Raw genomic sequence first — 18,282 nt, 5'->3', positions numbered from 1 at the left:
GTTCGGCGTTTCGAAACCCCAAATTTCCCATCCACACAGACACTTTCCCAAACCATCACGCCGCCAAAACCCTCCTGCGCGGCAAGGGTAGCGTTGTCCACAGCAGGCAGATGACGATCAGCGCGACGCCCAGCCATCCCAGCGCTGGCAGCGTTTCTCCGTCCACGTAAACGGCGAGGACGGCGGCGACCACCGGCTCGAACAGGGTGATGGTTGTGGCCATGCTGGCGGGCACGCGGGCTAGGCCTGCGCCAAAGGCGAGGTAGCCCAAAAACATCGGGACCAGTGCCATGTAAAGCCCGACCACCAGATTGCCCGCGCTGTCCAGAAAGGATGCGCCGGTGATCAGCAGGACGGGCAAAAGCAGCAATCCTCCAAGGCCGAAGGTCGCGCCCATCGCGACGCGCGGCGGTAAATCGCGGCGCATCATTCGTTGGGCCGTCCACGAATACAGCGCATATGTGCCCCCGGCCACAAGGCCGAGGAATGCGCCCAAGGGGACGTTGCTTGCCGTGCCATGGCCGCCCTCGGACAAGCTGAGCAGCGCGATGCCGCCAAGACCGATGGCAGCACCGATGGCCCAGCGAACGGTCAGGCGGCGGCCATCAAGCGCGTATTCGATCAGCGCCGAAATCAGCGGCGCGGACCCGATTGAGATCACCGTACCCACCGTCACGCCCGCAAGGCGCATGGAGGCGTAGAAAGCCAAGGGATAGATCGCCACAGAGACGGCCCCCACCAGCAATGCCATCCGCTCGCGCCGCAGCGCTGCGCGATGGGCCCAGATGCCCTTGTATGCGATCAAAGCCTGAAGCGCGCCGCCGATCCCCATGGCGGCCGCGCCGATCGCAAGCGGGCTGACCCCGGGGGCGAATGTGGCGGCTGTCCCGGTCGTGCCCCAAGCAATCGCAGCGAACAGGCAAAAGAGGGCACCAATGGTCTGCTGGGCGGGGGCGTTCGATGGGGCGGGGGCGTTCGATGGGGCGGGGGCGTTGGAAGGGGTGTTGGTCATAGACGCGCCAACATGTCTTGGGCCATCGCACGGGCGCTGCGCAGTCGGTTTGCGTCGCCCTCAAGCCCGGCGCGGGTCATGGCTCCCTCAAGCAAAAAGGCCAGATGCGCCGCCAACGTTTCGGCGCGGGCTGTGTCATCTGGCAAAAGCTGCGCAAGCTCGGTGTGCAAAATCGCCTCTACCTGTTCTTTGTGCCGGCGCACCGCTGTGCGGCCCGCGTCATCAGCATCCAGTTCGGCCGCCGCGTTCAATAACCCGCAGCCGCGAAAACCGCGCTCATAGGCGAAAGTGGCGTGATCATCATAGGCGTCAAAAACCGCGAGGATTTTGTCCTTGGGGTGATGCGCCGTCGCCTCGCGGGCCGCATAAAGGGCGAGCCATTCACCATGGCGTTGATCGATATAAGCCGCCACCAGATCAGATTTGGACGCGAAGTTATTGTAAAGGCTTTGCTTTGCAACGCCCGCACGGGCGGTGATCGCGTCGATCCCTGTGGCGGCGATGCCATCATTATAAAATAACACCGCCGCTGCGGTGAGCAACCGGTCACGGGCGCTGTTGCCTTGATGCTTGGGCTGTGGGGGCATTCTGACCTCGCTAAGAATAGGTAGACCGGTCTTCCTATAAATTTAAGAGAGTCAATGGGTGAGGGAAGGGGGCTACGCTTTGCGTCGATTAATGCCATTCGCTTTTGCCATCTGGCACGGACGGTGAATGTGACGGTATAGCTGAAGTCAAAAAGGCGGTGAAAAGCAGCGCAGCGAAACAGAATAGCATCGATTTTACTTGGCCCGTTTTAAAAGCGAAGTGACGGCTTTTTACGCGTCTAGCGGCCCACTTCGTTCCCCTTCAGTTAATTACTTTAAGATTAAAATATCTATACTTGAAATAATAAACGACTCACTCTAGCGTCGTAGGTATTGGCAGGATGAGGAGTGGCGTTATGCGGGCGATATGTTTGGGTGGTGGGCCCGCGGGGCTGTATTTCGCTATCTCTCTCAAGCTGCGTCAGCCCGATGCTGATGTGACCGTTGTTGAACGCAACAAGCCCGATGATACCTTTGGTTGGGGCGTGGTTCTTTCCGACGAAACTCTTGATAATCTTGAACAAAATGATCCCGTTAGCGCGGCTGAGATCCGCAGCCATTTTGCCTATTGGGATGATATCGCGCTGCACCACAAGGGGCAGGTGATCACGTCGTCGGGACACGGGTTTTGCGGGATCGGGCGCAAGAAACTGCTGCTGATCTTGCAGGAACGCGCGCGCGCCCTTGGCGTTAACCTGCAGTTCGAGACCGAGGTGAAATCGGCGTCGGCCTATATGGACGACTATGATCTGGTGGTGGCTTGTGACGGGTTGAATTCGAAAACCCGGCTAGAGTTTCAGGACACATTCAAGCCCGACATTGATGTGCGCCGTTGCCCGTTTGTCTGGATGGGCACGCATCAGAAATTCGATGATGCCTTTACCTTTATCTTTGAAAAAACCGACAAGGGCTGGGTGTGGGTGCATGCCTATCAATTTGACCCCGACACGGCGACATTCATCGTGGAATGCTCGCAAAAAACCTATGACGCGTTCGGCTTTGGCGAGATGAGCCAAGAAGAAAGCATCGCTGTCTGCGAGGAGATTTTCAAAGATCACTTGGGTGGGCATAAGTTGATGACCAACGCGGGCCACATCCGTGGCTCTGCATGGATCAAATTTCCCCGTGTTCTGTGTGAAAAATGGAGCCACGAGAACGTGGTTCTGCTGGGCGACGCCTCGGCCACGGCGCATTTTTCCATCGGGTCGGGGACCAAACTGGCGTTGGAGTCCGCCATCTCGCTGGCCAAACATGTGACCGATGATGCTGATTTGAAGACGGCGTTCGAGAAATACGAAGATGCGCGCCGGCTTGAGGTGTTGCGCCTGCAATCGGCGGCCCGCAATTCGGTCGAGTGGTTCGAGGATGTTGAACGCTATCTTGACCTTGATCCGGTGCAGTTGAACTATTCCATGTTGACCCGCAGCCAACGTATCAGCCACGAAAACCTGCGCGCGCGTGATCCGCAATGGTTGGGCGGGGCCGAGGCGTGGTTCATGGAACAAGCGGGCGCAGACAGCAATCTGCCCGCGCGTGCGCCGATGTTCGCACCGTTCCAATTGCGTGATATGACGCTGGAAAACCGTATCGTGGTGTCGCCGATGGCGCAGTACAAGGCGGTCGAAGGCACGCCAACCGACTGGCATTTGATCCATTATGGCGAACGCGCCAAGGGCGGGGCGGGGCTGGTCTATACCGAGATGACCTGCGTTTCGGCTGAGGGGCGGATCACGCCGGGCTGTCCGGGGCTTTACGCGCCAGAGCATGAGGCCGCGTGGAAGCGGTTGACGGATTTCGTGCACGCGGAAACACCTGCAAAAATCTGCTGCCAGATTGGCCACGCGGGCCGCAAGGGGTCGACGCAAGTTGGCTGGGAAACGATGGATGCGCCGTTGCCATCGGGCAATTGGCCTCTGCTGTCCGCCTCAGCGATCCCGTGGTCCGACGAAAACCAGACGCCCAAGGCGATGACCCGCGACGATATGGATGCGGTCAAGGCCGAGTTTGTAGCGGCCACAGAAATGGCCGACCGTTCCGGGTTCGACATGATCGAACTGCACGCCGCCCATGGCTATCTGATCTCGTCCTTTATCTCTCCGCTGTCGAATACACGCGATGATGAATACGGCGGGTCGCTGGAAAATCGGATGCGCTATCCTTTGGAGGTGTTTGCCGCAATGCGCGCGGTCTGGCCTGACGACAAGCCGATGGCGGTGCGTATTTCGGCCAATGACTGGGCGGGTGATGATGGCGTCACCCCCGAAGAAGCCGTTGAAATCGCAGCGATGTTTGACAAGGCCGGTGCCGATATTATCGACGTGTCAGCCGGACAAACCTCGACCCAAGGGAAACCAGTCTATGGCCGCATGTTCCAAACGCCGTTCTCGGACCGGATACGCAACGATGGCGGGATCAAGACGATGGCGGTGGGTAATATATTCGAGGCCGATCATGTGAATTCGATCCTTATGGCGGGCCGCGCCGATCTGGTCTGCCTTGCGCGGGCGCATTTGGCTGACCCCTATTGGACATTACACGAGGGGGCCGCCATCGGCGACCGTCAGGCGGTCTGGCCGAAACCGTATGAGGCGGGGCGGGATCAGGCGTGGCGCAATGCCGACCGGATCGCAGAAATGGAAGGGCGTGTTTAATGGTTAGAGTACTAGTCACAGGGGGCGGTTCGGGCATCGGGCGCGCAATCGCACGGCATTTTGCGCAGGACGGTGCCGATGTCACCATTGCGGGCCGCCGGATGGACGCGCTGGAGGAAACCGATGCGGGCCGCGGAATGACATGCCGCGCTTTGGATGTGACGAACGAGGTTTCGGTTCAGGCGTTATTCGACGCGCCCTATGATATCGTAATCGCCAACGCGGGCGCGGGAAAACCGTCCAAACTGCGCGATATGACGCTGGCCGACTGGCAATCGACACTGGACGTGAACCTGACCGGCACATTCCTGACCTTCCGCGCCGCGCTGGCCGGGATGCAGGCAGGCGGGCGGTTGATTGCTATCGCCTCGACCGCCGGGTTGCAGGGTGGGCCCAACATCTCGGCCTATGTGGCGGCAAAGCACGGTGTGCTGGGGCTGGTCCGCGCACTTGCCAAGGAAGTCGCCCGTGACGGCATTACCTGCAACGCGGTCTGCCCGGGGTTTGTGGATACCGATATGGGGCAAACGGCGGTCACCAATGTGATGACGCGCTTTGATATCCCGCGCGAAAAGGCGGAAAAAATGGTGGTCGGCGGCAACCCGATGCGGCGCATGATCACCACCGACGAAGTGGTGGCTGCGGTGGCATTCCTAGCCTCGCCCGGCGCGTCGATGGTTAATGGCCATGCGCTGTCGGTGTCGGGCGGCGAGATATGACCACCGCGTCGAAAGACCGCCTGCGGCTCTGGCTCCGCCTGTTGGGCCTGACCCGTCACGTGGATGGGCACCTGCGTGATAAGCTGCGGGTTGAGTTCAAAACCACCTTGCCACGTTTCGACGTGATGGCCGCCCTGTCGCGCCACCCCGAAGGCCTGAAAATGAGCCAATTGTCCGGCGTGTTGCGCGTGTCCAACGGCAATGTCACGGGCATTGCCGACCGGCTGGCCGAAGAAGGGTTGGTTGAACGCGTGCCCGTTCCTGGGGACCGCCGCGCAATGATCTTGCGGCTGACACCCGCAGGGAACGCCGAATTTGCACAACAAGCCGCGGCCCATGAGGCGTGGATCAACGATATCCTGCACGGCATCAGCGCGGCGGATGCCCGTCTGATGGCCGCCCAACTGATAGCGGTGGCGCAAGCTGCTGAGAACAAGGAAAAAATAGATGACCCAAGCCATGCGTAGCGACGTAAAGCACTTTCTTTGCGAGATCAAAGACGGCATTGCCACGGTGCGTTTGGACCGGCCTGATCGCAAAAACCCGCTGACCTTTGACAGCTATGCCGAGCTGCGCGACTGGTTCCGCGATCTGGTCTATGCAGATGATGTCGACGTCGTGATATTCGGATCAAATGGCGGGAATTTCAGCTCGGGCGGGGATGTGCATGACATCATCGGGCCGTTGACCCTCATGAATATGAAGGAACTGCTGCGCTTTACCCGCATGACCGGTGATCTGGTCAAGGCCATCGTGAACTGCGGCAAACCGGTGATCGCGGCGGTTGACGGGATCTGTGTCGGCGCGGGCGCGATCATCGCCATGGCATCGGACCTGCGGCTTGCCACGCCCGAGGCCAAGACGGCGTTTTTGTTCACCCGTGTCGGCCTTGCCGGATGCGACATGGGGGCCTGTGCGATTTTGCCCCGTGTGATCGGCCAAACCCGCGCGGCTGAGCTGTTGTATACAGGGCGGTCGATGTCTGCGGATGAGGGCGAACGCTGGGGCTTTTTCAACCGTCTGGTGGCGGGCGACGCGTTGGAGGCTGAGGCGCTGAAGCTGGCCCAGCAAATCCAGTCGGGTCCGAACTTTGCCCATATGATGACCAAAACGATGCTGGCGCAAGAATGGTCCATGTCGATTGAACAGGCGATCGAGGCGGAGGCCCAAGCGCAGGCGATCTGCATGCAAACCGGTGATTTTGAACGCGCCTACAACGCTTTTGTCGCCAAGCAGCGGCCCGTGTTTGAGGGGAACTGAACGATGGTGCGTGATGTGAGTGCGGGAGCCTCCGGCGGGGGTTTATCGGGCAAAATGAATAAGAGGGTGTGGTGTCATGTCTGACCGGAGTTTTCTGGACTGGCCGTTTTTTGAGGACCGGCATCGGGCCTTGGCGGATGATTTGGACGCTTGGGCTGCCGGGGCTTTGGCTGGTGTGGACCACAGCGACACGGATGAGGCATGCCGGTCGCTGGTCGGGATGTTGGGCGCGGGCGGTTGGTTGCAGTATTCGGGCGCGCAAGCAGGCGAAGCGTTGGATGTGCGCAGCTTGTGTCTGATCCGCGAAACATTGGCGCGCCATGATGGGTTGGCCGACTTTTCCTTTGCCATGCAGGGGCTTGGGACGGGGGCCATTAGTCTGTTCGGCACGGCAGAGCAGCAAGTCGAATGGCTGCCAAAGACCCGCACGGGTGCGGCGATATCGGCCTTTGCCTTGACAGAACCGCAGTCGGGGTCTGACGTTGCGAATTCGACCATGACGGCCGAGCGTGACGGCGATGATTATATCCTGAATGGTGAGAAGACCTGGATCTCCAACGGTGGCATCGCTGATGTTTACACCTTGTTTGCCAGAACGGGCGAAGCGCCGGGTGCGCGCGGCCTGTCGGCGTTTATCTTGCCCGCAGGTTTGCCGGGGTTCGAGGTTGCCGAGCGGTTGCAGGTGATTGCACCGCACCCCTTGGCGACATTGCGGTTTACCGATTGTCGGGTGCCTGCGTCCTCAATCTTGGGCGCGCCGGGACAGGGGTTTGCCATTGCAATGTCGGTGCTGGATGTGTTCCGCTCGACCGTCGCGGCGGCTGCTTTGGGCTTTGCCCGCCGTGCGCTGGATGAGGCGTTGCAGCGTGTGACCGCGCGCGAGGTGCAAGGCAAGCCACTGGCGGATTTGCAGATGGTGCAGGGCCATATCGCGGATATGGCGGTCGATGTGGATGCGTCCGCCCTGCTGATTTACCGCGCGGCATGGCTCAAGGATCAAGGCGCGCCGCGGGTCACCCGCGAGGCTGCGATGGCCAAGTTATTTGCCACAGACCATGCGCAGATCGTGATCGACAAGGCCGTGCAGCTGTTCGGCGGCGACGGGGTGCGCCACGGTATGATGGTGGAAAGCCTGTACCGTGAAATCAGGGCGCTGCGCATTTATGAAGGCGCGTCAGACGTGCAGCGGGTCGTGATTGCGCGGCAAACCATTGGTGCGATGTAAGGGGATTTGGGTATGCAACCGTCAGGACATGTCGATAGCTTTTCACGGGATAATTTGCCGCCAACGGAAAGCTGGCCTGATCTTTTGTTGGATGGGTTCGAATATTCTGATCGGTTGAACGTTGCCGTAGAACTGACTGATAAGATGGTGGAAAAAGGGTTTGGAGATTACACGGCGCTGATTGGAAATGGCCGCAGGCGCAGCTATAAAGAGATGGCAGACTGGACCAACAAGCTGGCGCGCGCGATGGTCGAAAACCTTGGGGTGAAGCCCGGAAACCGCGTGTTGATCCGGTCGGCGAATAACCCCGCGATGGTGGCCTGTTGGTTGGCTGCAACCAAAGCCGGGGCCGTGGTGGTGAACACGATGCCGATGCTGCGCGCGGGAGAGTTAACGGCGATCGTTGACAAAGCCGAGATCAGCCACGCCATTTGCGACACGCGGTTGATGGATGAAATGACGGCCTGTGCCAAGACCTCCCGATTTTTGAAATCTGTGGTGGGGTTCGACGGGACCAGCAATCATGATGCCGAACTTGACCGGCTTGCGTTGGAAAAACCCGTGCAGTTTCAATCCGTTGATACGGCTGTTGATGATGTGGCGCTGCTTGGCTTTACCTCGGGCACGACGGGCAGCCCCAAGGCGACGATGCATTTTCACCGGGATTTGCTGATTATCGCAGACGGCTATGCCCGCGAGGTTCTGAACGTCACGCCTGACGATGTTTTCGTCGGATCGCCCCCCTTGGCGTTTACCTTCGGCTTGGGCGGGCTGGCGATTTTCCCGTTGCGCTTTGGTGCAGCAGCCACCTTGCTGGAAACCGCGTCACCGCCAAATATGATTGAAATCATTGAGAAATACAAAGCGACTGTGTGTTTCACGGCGCCTACAGCATACCGTGCGATGCTGGTCGCGATGGACGACGGTGCGGACTTGTCCAGCCTGCGTGCCGCTGTCAGTGCCGGGGAAACCTTGCCCGCGCCCGTGTATCACGAGTGGCAGGAAAAAACCGGCAAGCCGATGCTGGACGGAATCGGCGCGACCGAGATGTTGCACATCTTTATTTCGAACCGCTTTGATGATCATCGCGCCGCCTGCACGGGCAAGCCTGTCACGGGGTATCGCGTCAGGGTGGTGGATGGCGAAGGCCGCGAATTGCCCCGCGGGGATGTGGGGCGTTTGGCGGTACAGGGCCCGACCGGCTGCCGCTATCTGGCGGATGAGCGGCAAGCGGTTTATGTCAAAGACGGTTGGAACATCACCGGCGACAGCTTTAGCATGGACGACGATGGATACCTGCATTTTGCCGCCCGCAACGATGATATGATTATCTCGTCCGGGTACAACATCGCGGGTCCCGAGGTCGAAGCGGCGCTGCTGGCGCACCCGTCTGTGTTGGAATGCGCGGTCGTGGGAAAGCCCGATGAACGCCGTGGGTCAATCGTTCAGGCGCATATTGTTCTGACCGAAGATGTACCAAGAAATGGTAGCACAATCAAAATGTTGCAAGACCATGTTAAACAGACCATTGCGCCATTCAAGTATCCGCGAGACATTCAGTTTATTGATGCTTTACCAAAAACCGCCACAGGCAAAATACAGCGTTTTGCGCTAAGGGAAAAACAGTGACTAATTTTGACGAAGCCTCTGAAGGGGCGAAAATGGATTTTGCCAAGGACATGTCCTATGGCGATTATCTGGGGCTGGACGCGATCCTGTCGTCGCAACACCCGCTAAGCGAGGCCCATGACGAGATGCTGTTTATCGTGCAGCATCAGACGTCAGAGCTGTGGATGCGATTGGCCATTCACGAGCTGCAAGCCGCGCGGCAGGTGATGCTGACGGATGATCTGGCCTCGGCGTTCAAGATGCTGTCACGGGTGGCGCGGATTTTTGAACAGCTTAACAGCGCGTGGGATGTGCTGCGCACCATGACCCCCAGCGAATACACCGCTTTTCGCCCGTCTTTGGGGAATTCCAGCGGGTTTCAGTCGCATCAATATCGTCTGGTCGAATACCTACTGGGCAATCGCAATGGTGCGTTGATACAGGTCCACAAACATAAGCCAGACGCATTGAAGGCGCTGCAAGATGAACTGGCCCAACCCAGTCTGTATCAGGTGGCAATCACCCATCTGTGCAAGGGGTTCGGGCATGACAACCTGGCAGGGGAGCCGGGCAAAACCAATTGGGACGCGCAACCTCAGGTGCAGGACCTGTGGCAGAAGGTCTATGAAGACCCGTCAAAATACTGGGCATTGTACGAGCTGGCGGAAAAGCTGGTTGATCTCGAAGATTACTTTCGCCGCTGGCGCTTTAACCACGTGACCACCGTCGAGCGGATTATCGGGTTCAAGCGCGGTACGGGTGGTACAAACGGCGTCGCCTATCTTCGTAAAATGCTTGAAGTCGAACTTTTCCCAGAACTCTGGCACGTGAGAGGAGCCCTGTAAGTGGCTGATATTTTGAATAAAGAGGCGTTCTTTCTGCCCGAAGGTGTGATTTATCTTGATGGTAATTCGCTGGGCCCATTGCCGCGTGCCGTGCCTGCGCGGGTGCAGGCGATGATGGCGGATGAATGGGGCGAAATGCTGATCCGAGGCTGGAACAAGGCCGATTGGATGGCGCAGCCCAGCCGCGTCGGCAATATGGTCGCCCGTATCATTGGTGCGCCTGACGGATCGGTTGTGATGGGCGATACCCTGTCGATCAAGGTGTTTCAGGCGCTGTCATCCGGGCTGAAACTGCGCAACGATCGTCGTGTAATCCTTAGTGATAACGGGAATTTTCCGTCTGACCTCTATATGGCGGAAGGGCTGGTGAAGCTGCTGGAGCAGGGATACGAGCTGCGCACGGTTGCCCCCGAAGAGGTCATGGATGCGATCAGCGAAGACATCGCCGTGGTGATGTTGACCGAGGTCGATTACCGCACGGGCCGTAAGCACGACATGAAAACGGTGACGGAATTGGCCCATGCCAAGGGTGCCGTGATGGTCTGGGATCTGGCGCATTCCGCTGGCGCGCTGCCCGTCGACATGACGGCGTCAAATGCCGAATTCGCCGTGGGCTGTACCTATAAATATCTGAACGGGGGGCCGGGCGCGCCGGGCTTTATCTATGTGCGCCCTGATCTGGCGGACACGGTTGAACCTGCCTTGGCTGGCTGGCTGGGACACCGCCAACCGTTTGAATTTGATCTCAACTATGCCCCTGGCAACGGTATTGAACGGATGCGGGTGGGCACACCCCCGGTGATCCAGCTGACCGCGCTTGAGGTCGCGATGGAATTGTGGGCCGATGTGGATATGAACGATCTGCGCGCCGCGTCCATCGCATTGCAGGAACAGTTCATCGAAGAAATTGAACGTGATGTGCCATCGCTGACGCTGGCCAGCCCGCGCGATGCGGCGATACGCGGCTCGCAGGTGTCGTGGCGATTTGAACATGGCTATGCCGCGATGCAGGCGGTGATTGATCGCGGGGTGATCGGTGATTTCCGTGCGCCCGACATCATGCGCTTTGGCTTTACGCCGCTGTATATCGACAGCGCCGATGTGTCTGCTGCAGTCAAGATTATCGCTGACGTAATGAACAATAATCTTTGGGACACCAATGCTTACAAGGTGAAATCACGGGTCACATAAGGCGCTGCTTGACCGACCCGACACAAAGGTCACTGTAGAATTATCAAACGGGCCCAAAAAAGAGGTCCACACACCAAGGGAGACTACAATGAAACTAAGAACACTAATTACTGCGGCCTCGATCGCGGCGCTTGGCGCGGGCATGGCCTATGCCGATGGCGGCAAGGTTAAGGTCGGTATGATCACCACGCTGTCTGGTGGTGGTGCCGGTCTTGGCATCGACATGCGCGACGGCTTTGTGCTGGCGGCCAAGGGCAACGAAAATCTGAAAATGGTGATCGAAGACGACCAGCGCAAGCCGGACGTCGCGGTGCAATTGACCGACAAGCTGATCCAGTCCGAAAAGGTCGATGTTTTGACCGGTATCATCTGGTCGAACCTTGCCATGGCCGTGGTGCCCGCCGCGACCGCACAGGGCAAATTCTATCTGTCCCCGAACGCCGGTCCATCCGCATTGGCAGGCAAGGGGTGCAGCCCGCTGTACTTTAACGTCGCTTGGCAAAATGACGCCTTCTATGAGGCCGGTGGTCTGTGGGCCAGCGAGAATGGCATCGAAAAAGTTTTCCTGATGGCCCCGAACTATCCAGCGGGCACAGATGGCATGACCGGCTTCAAACGCACCTTTAACGGAGAGGTCGTGGGCGAGGTTTACACCAAATTGGGTCAAACCGACTATGCGGCAGAAATTGCACAAATCCGCGCATCGAACGCCGATACGGTGTACTTCTTCCTGCCAGGCGGAATGGGAATTTCATTTATGAAACAATTTGCCGGTTCCGGGGTCGATAAGAATGTGATGGGTCCAGCGTTCAGCTTTGACCAAGGAATCTTGGGCGCAATCGGCGATGCGGCACTGGGCGTCAAGAACACATCGCACTGGTCCAAGGACATCGACAACGCCGCGAACAAGAAATTCGTCGCGGACTTCCAAGCCGAGTATGGCCGCCTGCCGTCGCTCTATGCGGCGCAAGGATATGACACCGCGCTGTTGTTGCTTAGCGCAATGGGCAAGGCGGATGTCGCAGATGCAGCCGCGTTCCAGGCGGCACTGGAAGAGGCCGATTTTGCGTCCGTCCGGGGTGATTTCGCGTTCGCGCCAAACCACCACCCGATCCAAGACATCTACATGCGCGAGGTCATCAAAGAGGGTGATGTCGTGACAAACAAGATCGTCGGCGTGGCATCACGCGGTCACCAAGACGTCTATGGTGCTGACTGCAAAATGTAACCTCATACGCTGCGCCGGTGGTCACTGGCGCAGCGTGTTCAGGCAGGTCGACACCTGCAAGACCTACCTAAGGAACGCCCCCTTATGTCGATGATATTATTGATCGAACAGGTCCTGAACGGGCTTCAGTTCGGTGTCATGCTATTCCTGATGGCTGCTGGCCTGACCCTGATTTTCGGCGTGATGGGCCTGATCAATCTGGCCCATGGATCGCTCTATATGGTCGGTGCCTTTGCCGCCGCTGCGGTCGCGGGATGGACGGGGTCTTTTGCCTTGGCGCTGGTTGCTGCACTGGCGGCATCCGCTGCGGCTGGTGCGCTGGTTGAATTGCTGGTGATCCGCCGTCTCTACGACCGCGATCATCTGGATCAAGTGCTTGCCACCTTTGCACTTATTCTCATTTTCTCCGAAGGGACGCGTTGGCTGTTTGGCTCGTTCCCGTTGTTTTTGGATGTCCCTGCAGCGCTGGCTGGCCCGATCATGCTGCCCGGTGGCATTTTATATCCGCTCTATCGCTTGGTGATCATCGGCGTTGGTCTGCTGGTCGCCGCCGGGGTTTTCTGGCTGATCGCGAAAACGCGCATCGGTATACAGATCCGCGCGGGCGAGGCTGATCGCGAGATGATCGCCGCCTTGGGCATTGATATTTCAAAGCTTTATACGATGGTCTTTGCCCTTGGGGCGGCGCTTGCCGGGCTAGCTGGCGCGCTGGTCGGGGCAATCCAATCGGTGCAGGTCGGGATGGGCGAGCCGGTTTTGATCCTTGCCTTTGTGGTGATCGTGATCGGCGGCATCGGATCGATCAAGGGTGCGCTGGTCGGGTCGATCCTTGTGGGGCTTACCGACACATTGGGCGGCGTGCTGCTGCCGCCGCTTTTCGGGACATTCATGCAGGCGTCTTCGGCCAATTCGGTTGGGTCAGCGGTCGCATCGATGTCGATCTATATCTTGATGGTCGGGGTGTTGCTGTTCAAACCCTCTGGCCTGTTTGGAGGGAAGTAACATGACCCGCGAAACCCTTTTGAACATTGTATTATTCGCGATCCTGCCCGCCACGGCGCTGGTCGCGTTACTGCTGGACGAGCCGTTTATCATCACGCTTGCGACCAAGGCGGCGATCCTTGCACTGGCGGGGGTGGGGTTGAACATCGCACTGGGGCTTGGTGGGTTGGTCAGCCTTGGCCATGCGGCGTTTTTCGGGCTGGGCGGCTATGCCATGGGTATCCTTGCCAGCCACGCCCAAAGCTATACGCCGCTGATGGAAACGCCGATTCTGATCGAGGGCACCAAATCAATGCTGGTCATCTGGGGCGTGGCGATTGTCACCTCGGCGCTGGCCGCCCTTGCCATCGGCGCGCTAAGCCTGCGAACGACCGGCGTTTACTTTATCATGATCACGCTCGCCTTTGGTCAGATGCTCTATTATTTCGCGATTTCATGGCCTGCCTATGGGGGCGAGGATGGGCTATCTATCTATGTTCGCAACGATTTTCCTGGGCTCAACACCCTTGATCCGATCCAGTTTTTCGCCATCGCTTTTGGCATCTTGGCCATCGTTTTGTTTGGCGCGGGACGTCTGGCCAAAGCCCGCTTTGGCCTTGCGCTGTCGGCGGCACGGCAAAACGCCGAGCGGGTTGAAACCGTGGGCCTGACCCCGTTTCGGTTACGTCTGGTGGCCTTTGTGATCTCGGGGGCCGTTACCGGACTGGCAGGTGCGCTGTTTGCCGATCTTAACCGTTTTGTCAGCCCCACGATGTTCAGCTGGCACACCAGCGGCGAGATCATGGTGTTCGTCATCTTAGGCGGGGTCGGGCGGCTGTTTGGCCCTGTGGCCGGTGCGGCGCTGTATATTCTGCTTGAGCATACATTGGGCGGGCTTAGCGAATTCTGGCACGTTTATCTGGGTCTGCTTTTGTTGCTGGTGGTGTTGTTTGCGCGCGGCGGCCTGATTGGCACGATCGCAGGGCGCGAGGTGGCACATGACTGAACCATTGTTGAAACTCTCGCATCTGAACAAAAGCTTTGGCGCGCTCAAGGCGACCGATGATGTGTCGCTGACGCTGGTGCCTGGGGAAATCCACGCGCTGATCGGGCCCAACGGCGCAGGCAAATCGACGCTGATCAAACAGATCGCTGGCGGCTTACGCTCTGATAGCGGGACGGTTGAATTCGCGGGCCGTGATGTGACCCCCTTGGGCACCGTGCCGCTCGCGCGGGCCGGGTTGGGGCGTACCTTCCAAATTTCGTCGCTGGCGATGGAATATACCGTGCTGCAAAATACTGTGCTGGGCGCCTTGGGTCATGATGGCGGCGTCATGCGGTTTTTCCGTCCGGTGATGAAGGACCGGGCGCTGGTGGATCGCGGGATGGCCGCGCTGGAACGCGTCGGGCTGGCCGATCAGGCCGCCAAGCGTACCGCCGATCTATCCCACGGCCAACGCCGCCTGCTTGAGGTCGCCGTGGCCCTGACACTAGAACCCAAGGTGTTCTTGATGGATGAGCCTATGGCCGGGCTGGGTGCGTCAAGCTCAAAACGGCTGACCGGGTTCTTGGACACGTTGCGTGCGCAGGCCCCGATCTTGCTGGTTGAACATGATATGGACGCGGTTTTTGCCCTTGCGGATCGGATCAGCGTTTTGGTCTACGGCCGGGTGATCGCCACGGGCACCGCTGATGAGATCAAGCGCGACCCCACCGTCCGCGAGGCGTATCTAGGTGCGGAGGATGCGGCATGAGCTTACTCGAACTTAAAGGGATTACAGCGTCTTACGGCCCGTCCCAAGCGTTGTTCGGCGTCGATCTGACGCTTGAGGCCGGCGAGGTTTGCGCGTTGATGGGCCGCAACGGCATGGGCAAATCCACCACGATCAAAGTGATCTGCCGGATGCTGAAACAGTCCGCTGGCACCGTGCATTTCGATGGTCGCGATCTGGGCCCGTTGCCCAGTTACAAGGCGGCGCAGGCGGGTCTGGGGTTGGTCCCCGAGGGGCGGCGGTGTTTCGGCCCGCTGACCGTTTATGAAAACCTGATCGCGGCGGCGCGCCCCGGCCCGTGGGATTTTGAACGGGTCTGCACACTGTTTCCCCGCTTGGGCGAGCGCGTCGATCAGGTTGCGGTGTCACTGTCGGGGGGCGAACAGCAAATGCTGGCGATTGGCCGCGCGTTGATGACAAACCCGACGCTGCTGATGCTGGACGAGGCGACCGAAGGGCTGGCCCCGGTCGTGCGTCAGGAAATCTGGGCCGCGGTGGCAACGCTCAAGCGCGAGTCCGGGCTGGCATTGCTGGTCGTAGATAAGTCACTGGCCGAATTGCGACAGGTCGCAGACCGCGCTGTCATTCTGGAACGCGGCGCATCCGTGTGGTCGGGGCGCATGGATGCCCTAGATGCCACCGTGGTCGATCAATATCTTGGCGTTTAAGCGCCTGACTGAAAAGGAAAACAAATGTCTCATCAAGTGATCCAGCCCGAAGGATGGGCACCGGCCAAGGGCTATGCCAATGGGATGCTTAGCGCGGACGGGCATCTGTTTGTCGGCGGCCAAATCGGCTGGACAGCAGATCAGAAATTCGAGGCACATGATTTCATCGGTCAGATGAAACAGGCGTTGCGCAATATCCGCGATGTGGTCGAAGCGGCCGGTGGCGTGCCCGAAGATATCATGCGCCTGACGTGGTATGTGACGGATAAGGCTGAATATCTGGCCGCCCAAGCCGAGGTGGGCCGCGCCTACCGCGAGGTGATGGGGCGGCATTTCCCGGCGATGGCGATGGTCGTCGTCGCGGGCCTGATTGAGGATGAAGCCCGCGTGGAGATCGAAGCAACTGCCGTTATTTCAAAGGCCTAGCGCCGGAATACGGCTGCCAAGCCGGTCGACGTGGCGAAAAGAACCGCCGCGACGCTGACGATGCTGGGCCCTGTGGGCGTGTCGAGGGCAAAGGATGCCGCCAGCCCGCCCAAGGCCGAGATCATGCCAATCACGGCGGCAATGAGCGCCATCGTTTCAGGGCTGCGCGAAAACGGGCGTGCGGTGGCGGCGGGGATGATCAACATTGCCGCAATCAGCAAGGCGCCCACGACCTTCAACGCAACCGCGACGGTGACGGCGAGGGCCAGCGTCAGAATCAACTGTTCGCGTTTGGGGTTCAGCCCGCTCGCAGTGGCCAGATCAGGGTTCAAAGTTGATGACAGTAACGCCTGCCAACGCCAGACCAGCAAGGCGATGGATGTAGCAGCGCCGCCCCAGATCACGGCAAGGTCGCCTTTGGTCACGGCGAGAATTTCCCCAAACAGATAGGCGCTTAGATCAACCCGTTGGTTGGGCAGCAGCGACACGGCGACCAAACCAATGGCCAACGCCCCATGTGCCAACACGCCGAGCAATGCGTCGGTGCTGACATTGCGCCCGTTCAGCCCGGCGACAATGACCGCCATGGCCAGCGCGACGACCAAGACCCCGCCAAAGATCGGCAAATCCAGCGACAGGGCCAGCGCGACACCCAGAAGGGCCGCGTGGGATGTTGCGTCGCCGAAATACGCCATGCGCCGCCATACGACGAAACAGCCCAACGGGGCGGCAGCCAGTGCGACGCCAACCCCCGCAAGGGCCGCGCGCAGTAAAAAATCGTCCAGCATCAGTGAACCCCGTCGCAGTTCGTGTGGTCATGATCGTGATCCGGGTGGTGATCATGTGAATGGGTGTGTTCGTGCCGATAGAGCGCAAAGGCCCCTTGTGTACCCGTCCCGAAGAGGGCGCGGTATTCGGGGGCATCGGCGACAATCTCGGGGGTGCCTTCGCAGCAGACATGCCCGTTCAGGCACACCACTCGGTCTGACGCGGCCATGACCACGTGCAAATCATGGCTGACCATCAGCACAGCACAGCCCATTTCGCGGCGCACGTCCTCGATCTGGCGATAGAACGCGGCGGCACCGGGTTGGTCCAGCCCTTGTGTTGCTTCGTCCAAAATCAAAATGTCAGGAGTGTTCAGCAAGGCGCGCGCCAACAGAACCCGCTGAAACTGACCACCCGACAGATCAACCATCTGCCGTTTGGCCAAATCGCCAACCCCGGCCTTTTTCAAGGCGTTTTCCACAACGGCGCGCGGATGGCGGTGTGGCAGGTTCAAAAATCCGCGCACCGTCAGCGGCAAGGTGGCATCGATCTGCAGCTTTTGTGGCACATATCCGATGCGCAGGCCTTCGGCGCGGGTGACGGTTCCACTGGCGGGTTTTAGCGCCCCGATCAGCGCGCGCAGCAGGCTCGATTTTCCCGACCCGTTCGGACCGACGATGGTCACGATCTCGCCCCGGTTAATAGTGATGTTCACGTTCTTTAGAACGGTTTGACCATCCAGAACGAGGGTCAGGTTTTTTGTCGAAATCAGGCTCATACGGCATCCTGCGATTGGCACGCGGGGCACAGGCCTTGGGCCTCGACGACGGCATGTTCGATTTGAAATCCAGCGGCGCGGGCCGCTTTGCCAAGACGCCCTTGGGTCAGGGTCGTGTCGCTTTCGGCCACCGATTGACAGCTGCGACAGATCAGAAAGGCGGGCGTGTGGTCCTGACCCAAATGGGCGCAGGCGATATAGGCATTCAGCGCCTCAATCCGGTGGGCGCATCCGGCTTTGACCAGAAAATCAAGCGCGCGATAGGCGACAGGGGGCTGGGTGCCCAGACCTTCGGCCGCCAGATGCCCCAAGATATCATAGGCCCCAAGCGCGCGATGTTCGGCCAGCAACAGTTCCAACACCCGGCGGCGCACAGGCGTCAGCCGCAGATCAAGAGCTGCACAGCGGAGTTCGGCCTTGGCCATGGTATCACTGACACAGGCGTGGTGATCGTGGGTTTCGAATCCGATGGTGGTCATTTCTGCCTCCGCTACAAGTTAGGGTATTGATATGTTATAACATCTGATCTATCAAGCGTTACATTATAACAATTCGGAGCATCC

The 18,282-nt window shown here is 59.2% G+C and carries 19 protein-coding genes; 14 read left to right on the top strand and 5 right to left on the bottom strand.

The genetic code is table 11. The features are described 5' to 3' along the window. Nucleotides 1-55 precede the first annotated feature (55 nt). Nucleotides 56-1,012, bottom strand: a complete 957-nt coding sequence (locus WNY39_RS02575; protein WP_342843807.1) for an EamA family transporter — start codon at nucleotides 1,010-1,012, stop codon at nucleotides 56-58. Beyond that, nucleotides 1,009-1,599 carry a TetR/AcrR family transcriptional regulator gene (locus WNY39_RS02570; protein ID WP_342843805.1) on the bottom strand — a complete coding sequence of 197 codons (591 nt, stop codon included), beginning with the start codon at nucleotides 1,597-1,599 and terminating at the stop codon, nucleotides 1,009-1,011. Before WNY39_RS02570 ends, WNY39_RS02575 begins: the two co-directional genes overlap by 4 nt. A 356-nt stretch (nucleotides 1,600-1,955) precedes the next feature. On the opposite strand from WNY39_RS02570, the gene WNY39_RS02565 reads away from it, so the two are divergent. From WNY39_RS02565 to WNY39_RS02500, 14 genes are all read left to right on the top strand, one after another. Continuing rightward, nucleotides 1,956-4,250 carry a bifunctional salicylyl-CoA 5-hydroxylase/oxidoreductase gene (locus WNY39_RS02565; RefSeq protein ID WP_342843804.1) on the top strand — a complete coding sequence of 765 codons (2,295 nt, stop codon included), beginning with the start codon at nucleotides 1,956-1,958 and terminating at the stop codon, nucleotides 4,248-4,250. After that, nucleotides 4,250-4,969, top strand: a complete 720-nt coding sequence (locus tag WNY39_RS02560) for an SDR family NAD(P)-dependent oxidoreductase (protein WP_342843803.1) — start codon at nucleotides 4,250-4,252, stop codon at nucleotides 4,967-4,969. Before WNY39_RS02565 ends, WNY39_RS02560 begins: the two co-directional genes overlap by 1 nt. Further along, nucleotides 4,966-5,436, top strand: a complete 471-nt coding sequence (locus WNY39_RS02555; protein WP_342843801.1) for a MarR family transcriptional regulator — start codon at nucleotides 4,966-4,968, stop codon at nucleotides 5,434-5,436. The genes WNY39_RS02560 and WNY39_RS02555 overlap by 4 nt, the downstream gene beginning before the upstream one ends. Then, a complete protein-coding gene (locus tag WNY39_RS02550; RefSeq protein ID WP_342844346.1) occupies nucleotides 5,429-6,229 on the top strand; it encodes an enoyl-CoA hydratase family protein in 801 nt (266 codons plus the stop codon). Before WNY39_RS02555 ends, WNY39_RS02550 begins: the two co-directional genes overlap by 8 nt. A 76-nt stretch (nucleotides 6,230-6,305) precedes the next feature. Continuing rightward, entirely contained in the window at nucleotides 6,306-7,454 is a 1,149-nt protein-coding gene (locus WNY39_RS02545) for an acyl-CoA dehydrogenase family protein (protein WP_342843799.1), read from the top strand. A 12-nt stretch (nucleotides 7,455-7,466) separates the two neighbouring features. Beyond that, nucleotides 7,467-9,083, top strand: a complete 1,617-nt coding sequence (locus WNY39_RS02540) for an AMP-binding protein (protein WP_342843797.1) — start codon at nucleotides 7,467-7,469, stop codon at nucleotides 9,081-9,083. Beyond that, nucleotides 9,080-9,907 carry a tryptophan 2,3-dioxygenase family protein gene (locus WNY39_RS02535; protein ID WP_342843796.1) on the top strand — a complete coding sequence of 276 codons (828 nt, stop codon included), beginning with the start codon at nucleotides 9,080-9,082 and terminating at the stop codon, nucleotides 9,905-9,907. Before WNY39_RS02540 ends, WNY39_RS02535 begins: the two co-directional genes overlap by 4 nt. Next, nucleotides 9,908-11,098, top strand: coding sequence for a kynureninase (gene kynU, locus WNY39_RS02530; protein WP_342843795.1), 1,191 nt, complete (start codon nucleotides 9,908-9,910; stop codon nucleotides 11,096-11,098). It abuts the gene before it with no gap. Nucleotides 11,099-11,186: 88 nt separating this feature from the next. After that, nucleotides 11,187-12,326: an ABC transporter substrate-binding protein gene (locus tag WNY39_RS02525; protein ID WP_342843793.1), complete on the top strand. Its 1,140-nt coding sequence runs from the start codon at nucleotides 11,187-11,189 to the stop codon at nucleotides 12,324-12,326. An 84-nt stretch (nucleotides 12,327-12,410) separates the two neighbouring features. Then, nucleotides 12,411-13,328: a branched-chain amino acid ABC transporter permease gene (locus WNY39_RS02520; protein WP_342843791.1), complete on the top strand. Its 918-nt coding sequence runs from the start codon at nucleotides 12,411-12,413 to the stop codon at nucleotides 13,326-13,328. Nucleotide 13,329: 1 nt separating this feature from the next. Continuing rightward, nucleotides 13,330-14,313, top strand: a complete 984-nt coding sequence (locus WNY39_RS02515) for a branched-chain amino acid ABC transporter permease (RefSeq protein ID WP_342843789.1) — start codon at nucleotides 13,330-13,332, stop codon at nucleotides 14,311-14,313. After that, nucleotides 14,306-15,061 carry an ABC transporter ATP-binding protein gene (locus WNY39_RS02510; protein WP_342843787.1) on the top strand — a complete coding sequence of 252 codons (756 nt, stop codon included), beginning with the start codon at nucleotides 14,306-14,308 and terminating at the stop codon, nucleotides 15,059-15,061. Before WNY39_RS02515 ends, WNY39_RS02510 begins: the two co-directional genes overlap by 8 nt. Continuing rightward, entirely contained in the window at nucleotides 15,058-15,747 is a 690-nt protein-coding gene (locus WNY39_RS02505; protein ID WP_342843786.1) for an ABC transporter ATP-binding protein, read from the top strand. The genes WNY39_RS02510 and WNY39_RS02505 overlap by 4 nt, the downstream gene beginning before the upstream one ends. Before the next feature lie 24 nt (nucleotides 15,748-15,771). Continuing rightward, nucleotides 15,772-16,173 carry a RidA family protein gene (locus WNY39_RS02500; protein WP_339758902.1) on the top strand — a complete coding sequence of 134 codons (402 nt, stop codon included), beginning with the start codon at nucleotides 15,772-15,774 and terminating at the stop codon, nucleotides 16,171-16,173. Here WNY39_RS02500 and WNY39_RS02495 read toward each other — a convergent pair. From WNY39_RS02495 to WNY39_RS02485, 3 genes are read right to left on the bottom strand one after another with little or no spacing between them, the layout of a single operon-like run. Beyond that, nucleotides 16,170-16,961 carry an iron chelate uptake ABC transporter family permease subunit gene (locus WNY39_RS02495; RefSeq protein WP_342843780.1) on the bottom strand — a complete coding sequence of 264 codons (792 nt, stop codon included), beginning with the start codon at nucleotides 16,959-16,961 and terminating at the stop codon, nucleotides 16,170-16,172. The two genes, WNY39_RS02500 and WNY39_RS02495, sit on opposite strands and share 4 nt — an antisense overlap. Continuing rightward, a complete protein-coding gene (locus tag WNY39_RS02490) occupies nucleotides 16,961-17,719 on the bottom strand; it encodes a metal ABC transporter ATP-binding protein (RefSeq protein WP_342843778.1) in 759 nt (252 codons plus the stop codon). Before WNY39_RS02490 ends, WNY39_RS02495 begins: the two co-directional genes overlap by 1 nt. After that, nucleotides 17,716-18,198, bottom strand: a complete 483-nt coding sequence (locus WNY39_RS02485; protein WP_342843776.1) for a transcriptional repressor — start codon at nucleotides 18,196-18,198, stop codon at nucleotides 17,716-17,718. The genes WNY39_RS02490 and WNY39_RS02485 overlap by 4 nt, the downstream gene beginning before the upstream one ends. Nucleotides 18,199-18,282: the final 84 nt, after the last annotated feature.

It is taken from the genome of Sulfitobacter sp. AS59, assembly GCF_038899995.1.
GTDB lineage: Bacteria > Pseudomonadota > Alphaproteobacteria > Rhodobacterales > Rhodobacteraceae > Sulfitobacter.
This window is presented reverse-complemented; position numbering and strand designations above follow the sequence as displayed.

What these genes read in the sequence shown, in the direction of transcription:
- WNY39_RS02525 (WP_342843793.1), top strand. Translation starts at nt 11,187, where the DNA reads ATGAAACTAAGAACACTAATTACTGCGGCCTCGATCGCGGCGCTTGGC.
- WNY39_RS02485 (WP_342843776.1), bottom strand. Translation starts at nt 18,198, where the DNA reads ATGACCACCATCGGATTCGAAACCCACGATCACCACGCCTGTGTCAGT.
- WNY39_RS02550 (WP_342844346.1), top strand. Translation starts at nt 5,429, where the DNA reads ATGCGTAGCGACGTAAAGCACTTTCTTTGCGAGATCAAAGACGGCATT.
- WNY39_RS02570 (WP_342843805.1), bottom strand. Translation starts at nt 1,599, where the DNA reads ATGCCCCCACAGCCCAAGCATCAAGGCAACAGCGCCCGTGACCGGTTG.
- WNY39_RS02515 (WP_342843789.1), top strand. Translation starts at nt 13,330, where the DNA reads ATGACCCGCGAAACCCTTTTGAACATTGTATTATTCGCGATCCTGCCC.
- WNY39_RS02490 (WP_342843778.1), bottom strand. Translation starts at nt 17,719, where the DNA reads ATGAGCCTGATTTCGACAAAAAACCTGACCCTCGTTCTGGATGGTCAA.
- WNY39_RS02540 (WP_342843797.1), top strand. Translation starts at nt 7,467, where the DNA reads ATGCAACCGTCAGGACATGTCGATAGCTTTTCACGGGATAATTTGCCG.
- WNY39_RS02510 (WP_342843787.1), top strand. Translation starts at nt 14,306, where the DNA reads ATGACTGAACCATTGTTGAAACTCTCGCATCTGAACAAAAGCTTTGGC.
- WNY39_RS02565 (WP_342843804.1), top strand. Translation starts at nt 1,956, where the DNA reads ATGCGGGCGATATGTTTGGGTGGTGGGCCCGCGGGGCTGTATTTCGCT.
- WNY39_RS02575 (WP_342843807.1), bottom strand. Translation starts at nt 1,012, where the DNA reads ATGACCAACACCCCTTCCAACGCCCCCGCCCCATCGAACGCCCCCGCC.
- WNY39_RS02495 (WP_342843780.1), bottom strand. Translation starts at nt 16,961, where the DNA reads ATGCTGGACGATTTTTTACTGCGCGCGGCCCTTGCGGGGGTTGGCGTC.
- WNY39_RS02560 (WP_342843803.1), top strand. Translation starts at nt 4,250, where the DNA reads ATGGTTAGAGTACTAGTCACAGGGGGCGGTTCGGGCATCGGGCGCGCA.
- WNY39_RS02505 (WP_342843786.1), top strand. Translation starts at nt 15,058, where the DNA reads ATGAGCTTACTCGAACTTAAAGGGATTACAGCGTCTTACGGCCCGTCC.
- WNY39_RS02500 (WP_339758902.1), top strand. Translation starts at nt 15,772, where the DNA reads ATGTCTCATCAAGTGATCCAGCCCGAAGGATGGGCACCGGCCAAGGGC.
- WNY39_RS02555 (WP_342843801.1), top strand. Translation starts at nt 4,966, where the DNA reads ATGACCACCGCGTCGAAAGACCGCCTGCGGCTCTGGCTCCGCCTGTTG.
- WNY39_RS02520 (WP_342843791.1), top strand. Translation starts at nt 12,411, where the DNA reads ATGTCGATGATATTATTGATCGAACAGGTCCTGAACGGGCTTCAGTTC.
- WNY39_RS02545 (WP_342843799.1), top strand. Translation starts at nt 6,306, where the DNA reads ATGTCTGACCGGAGTTTTCTGGACTGGCCGTTTTTTGAGGACCGGCAT.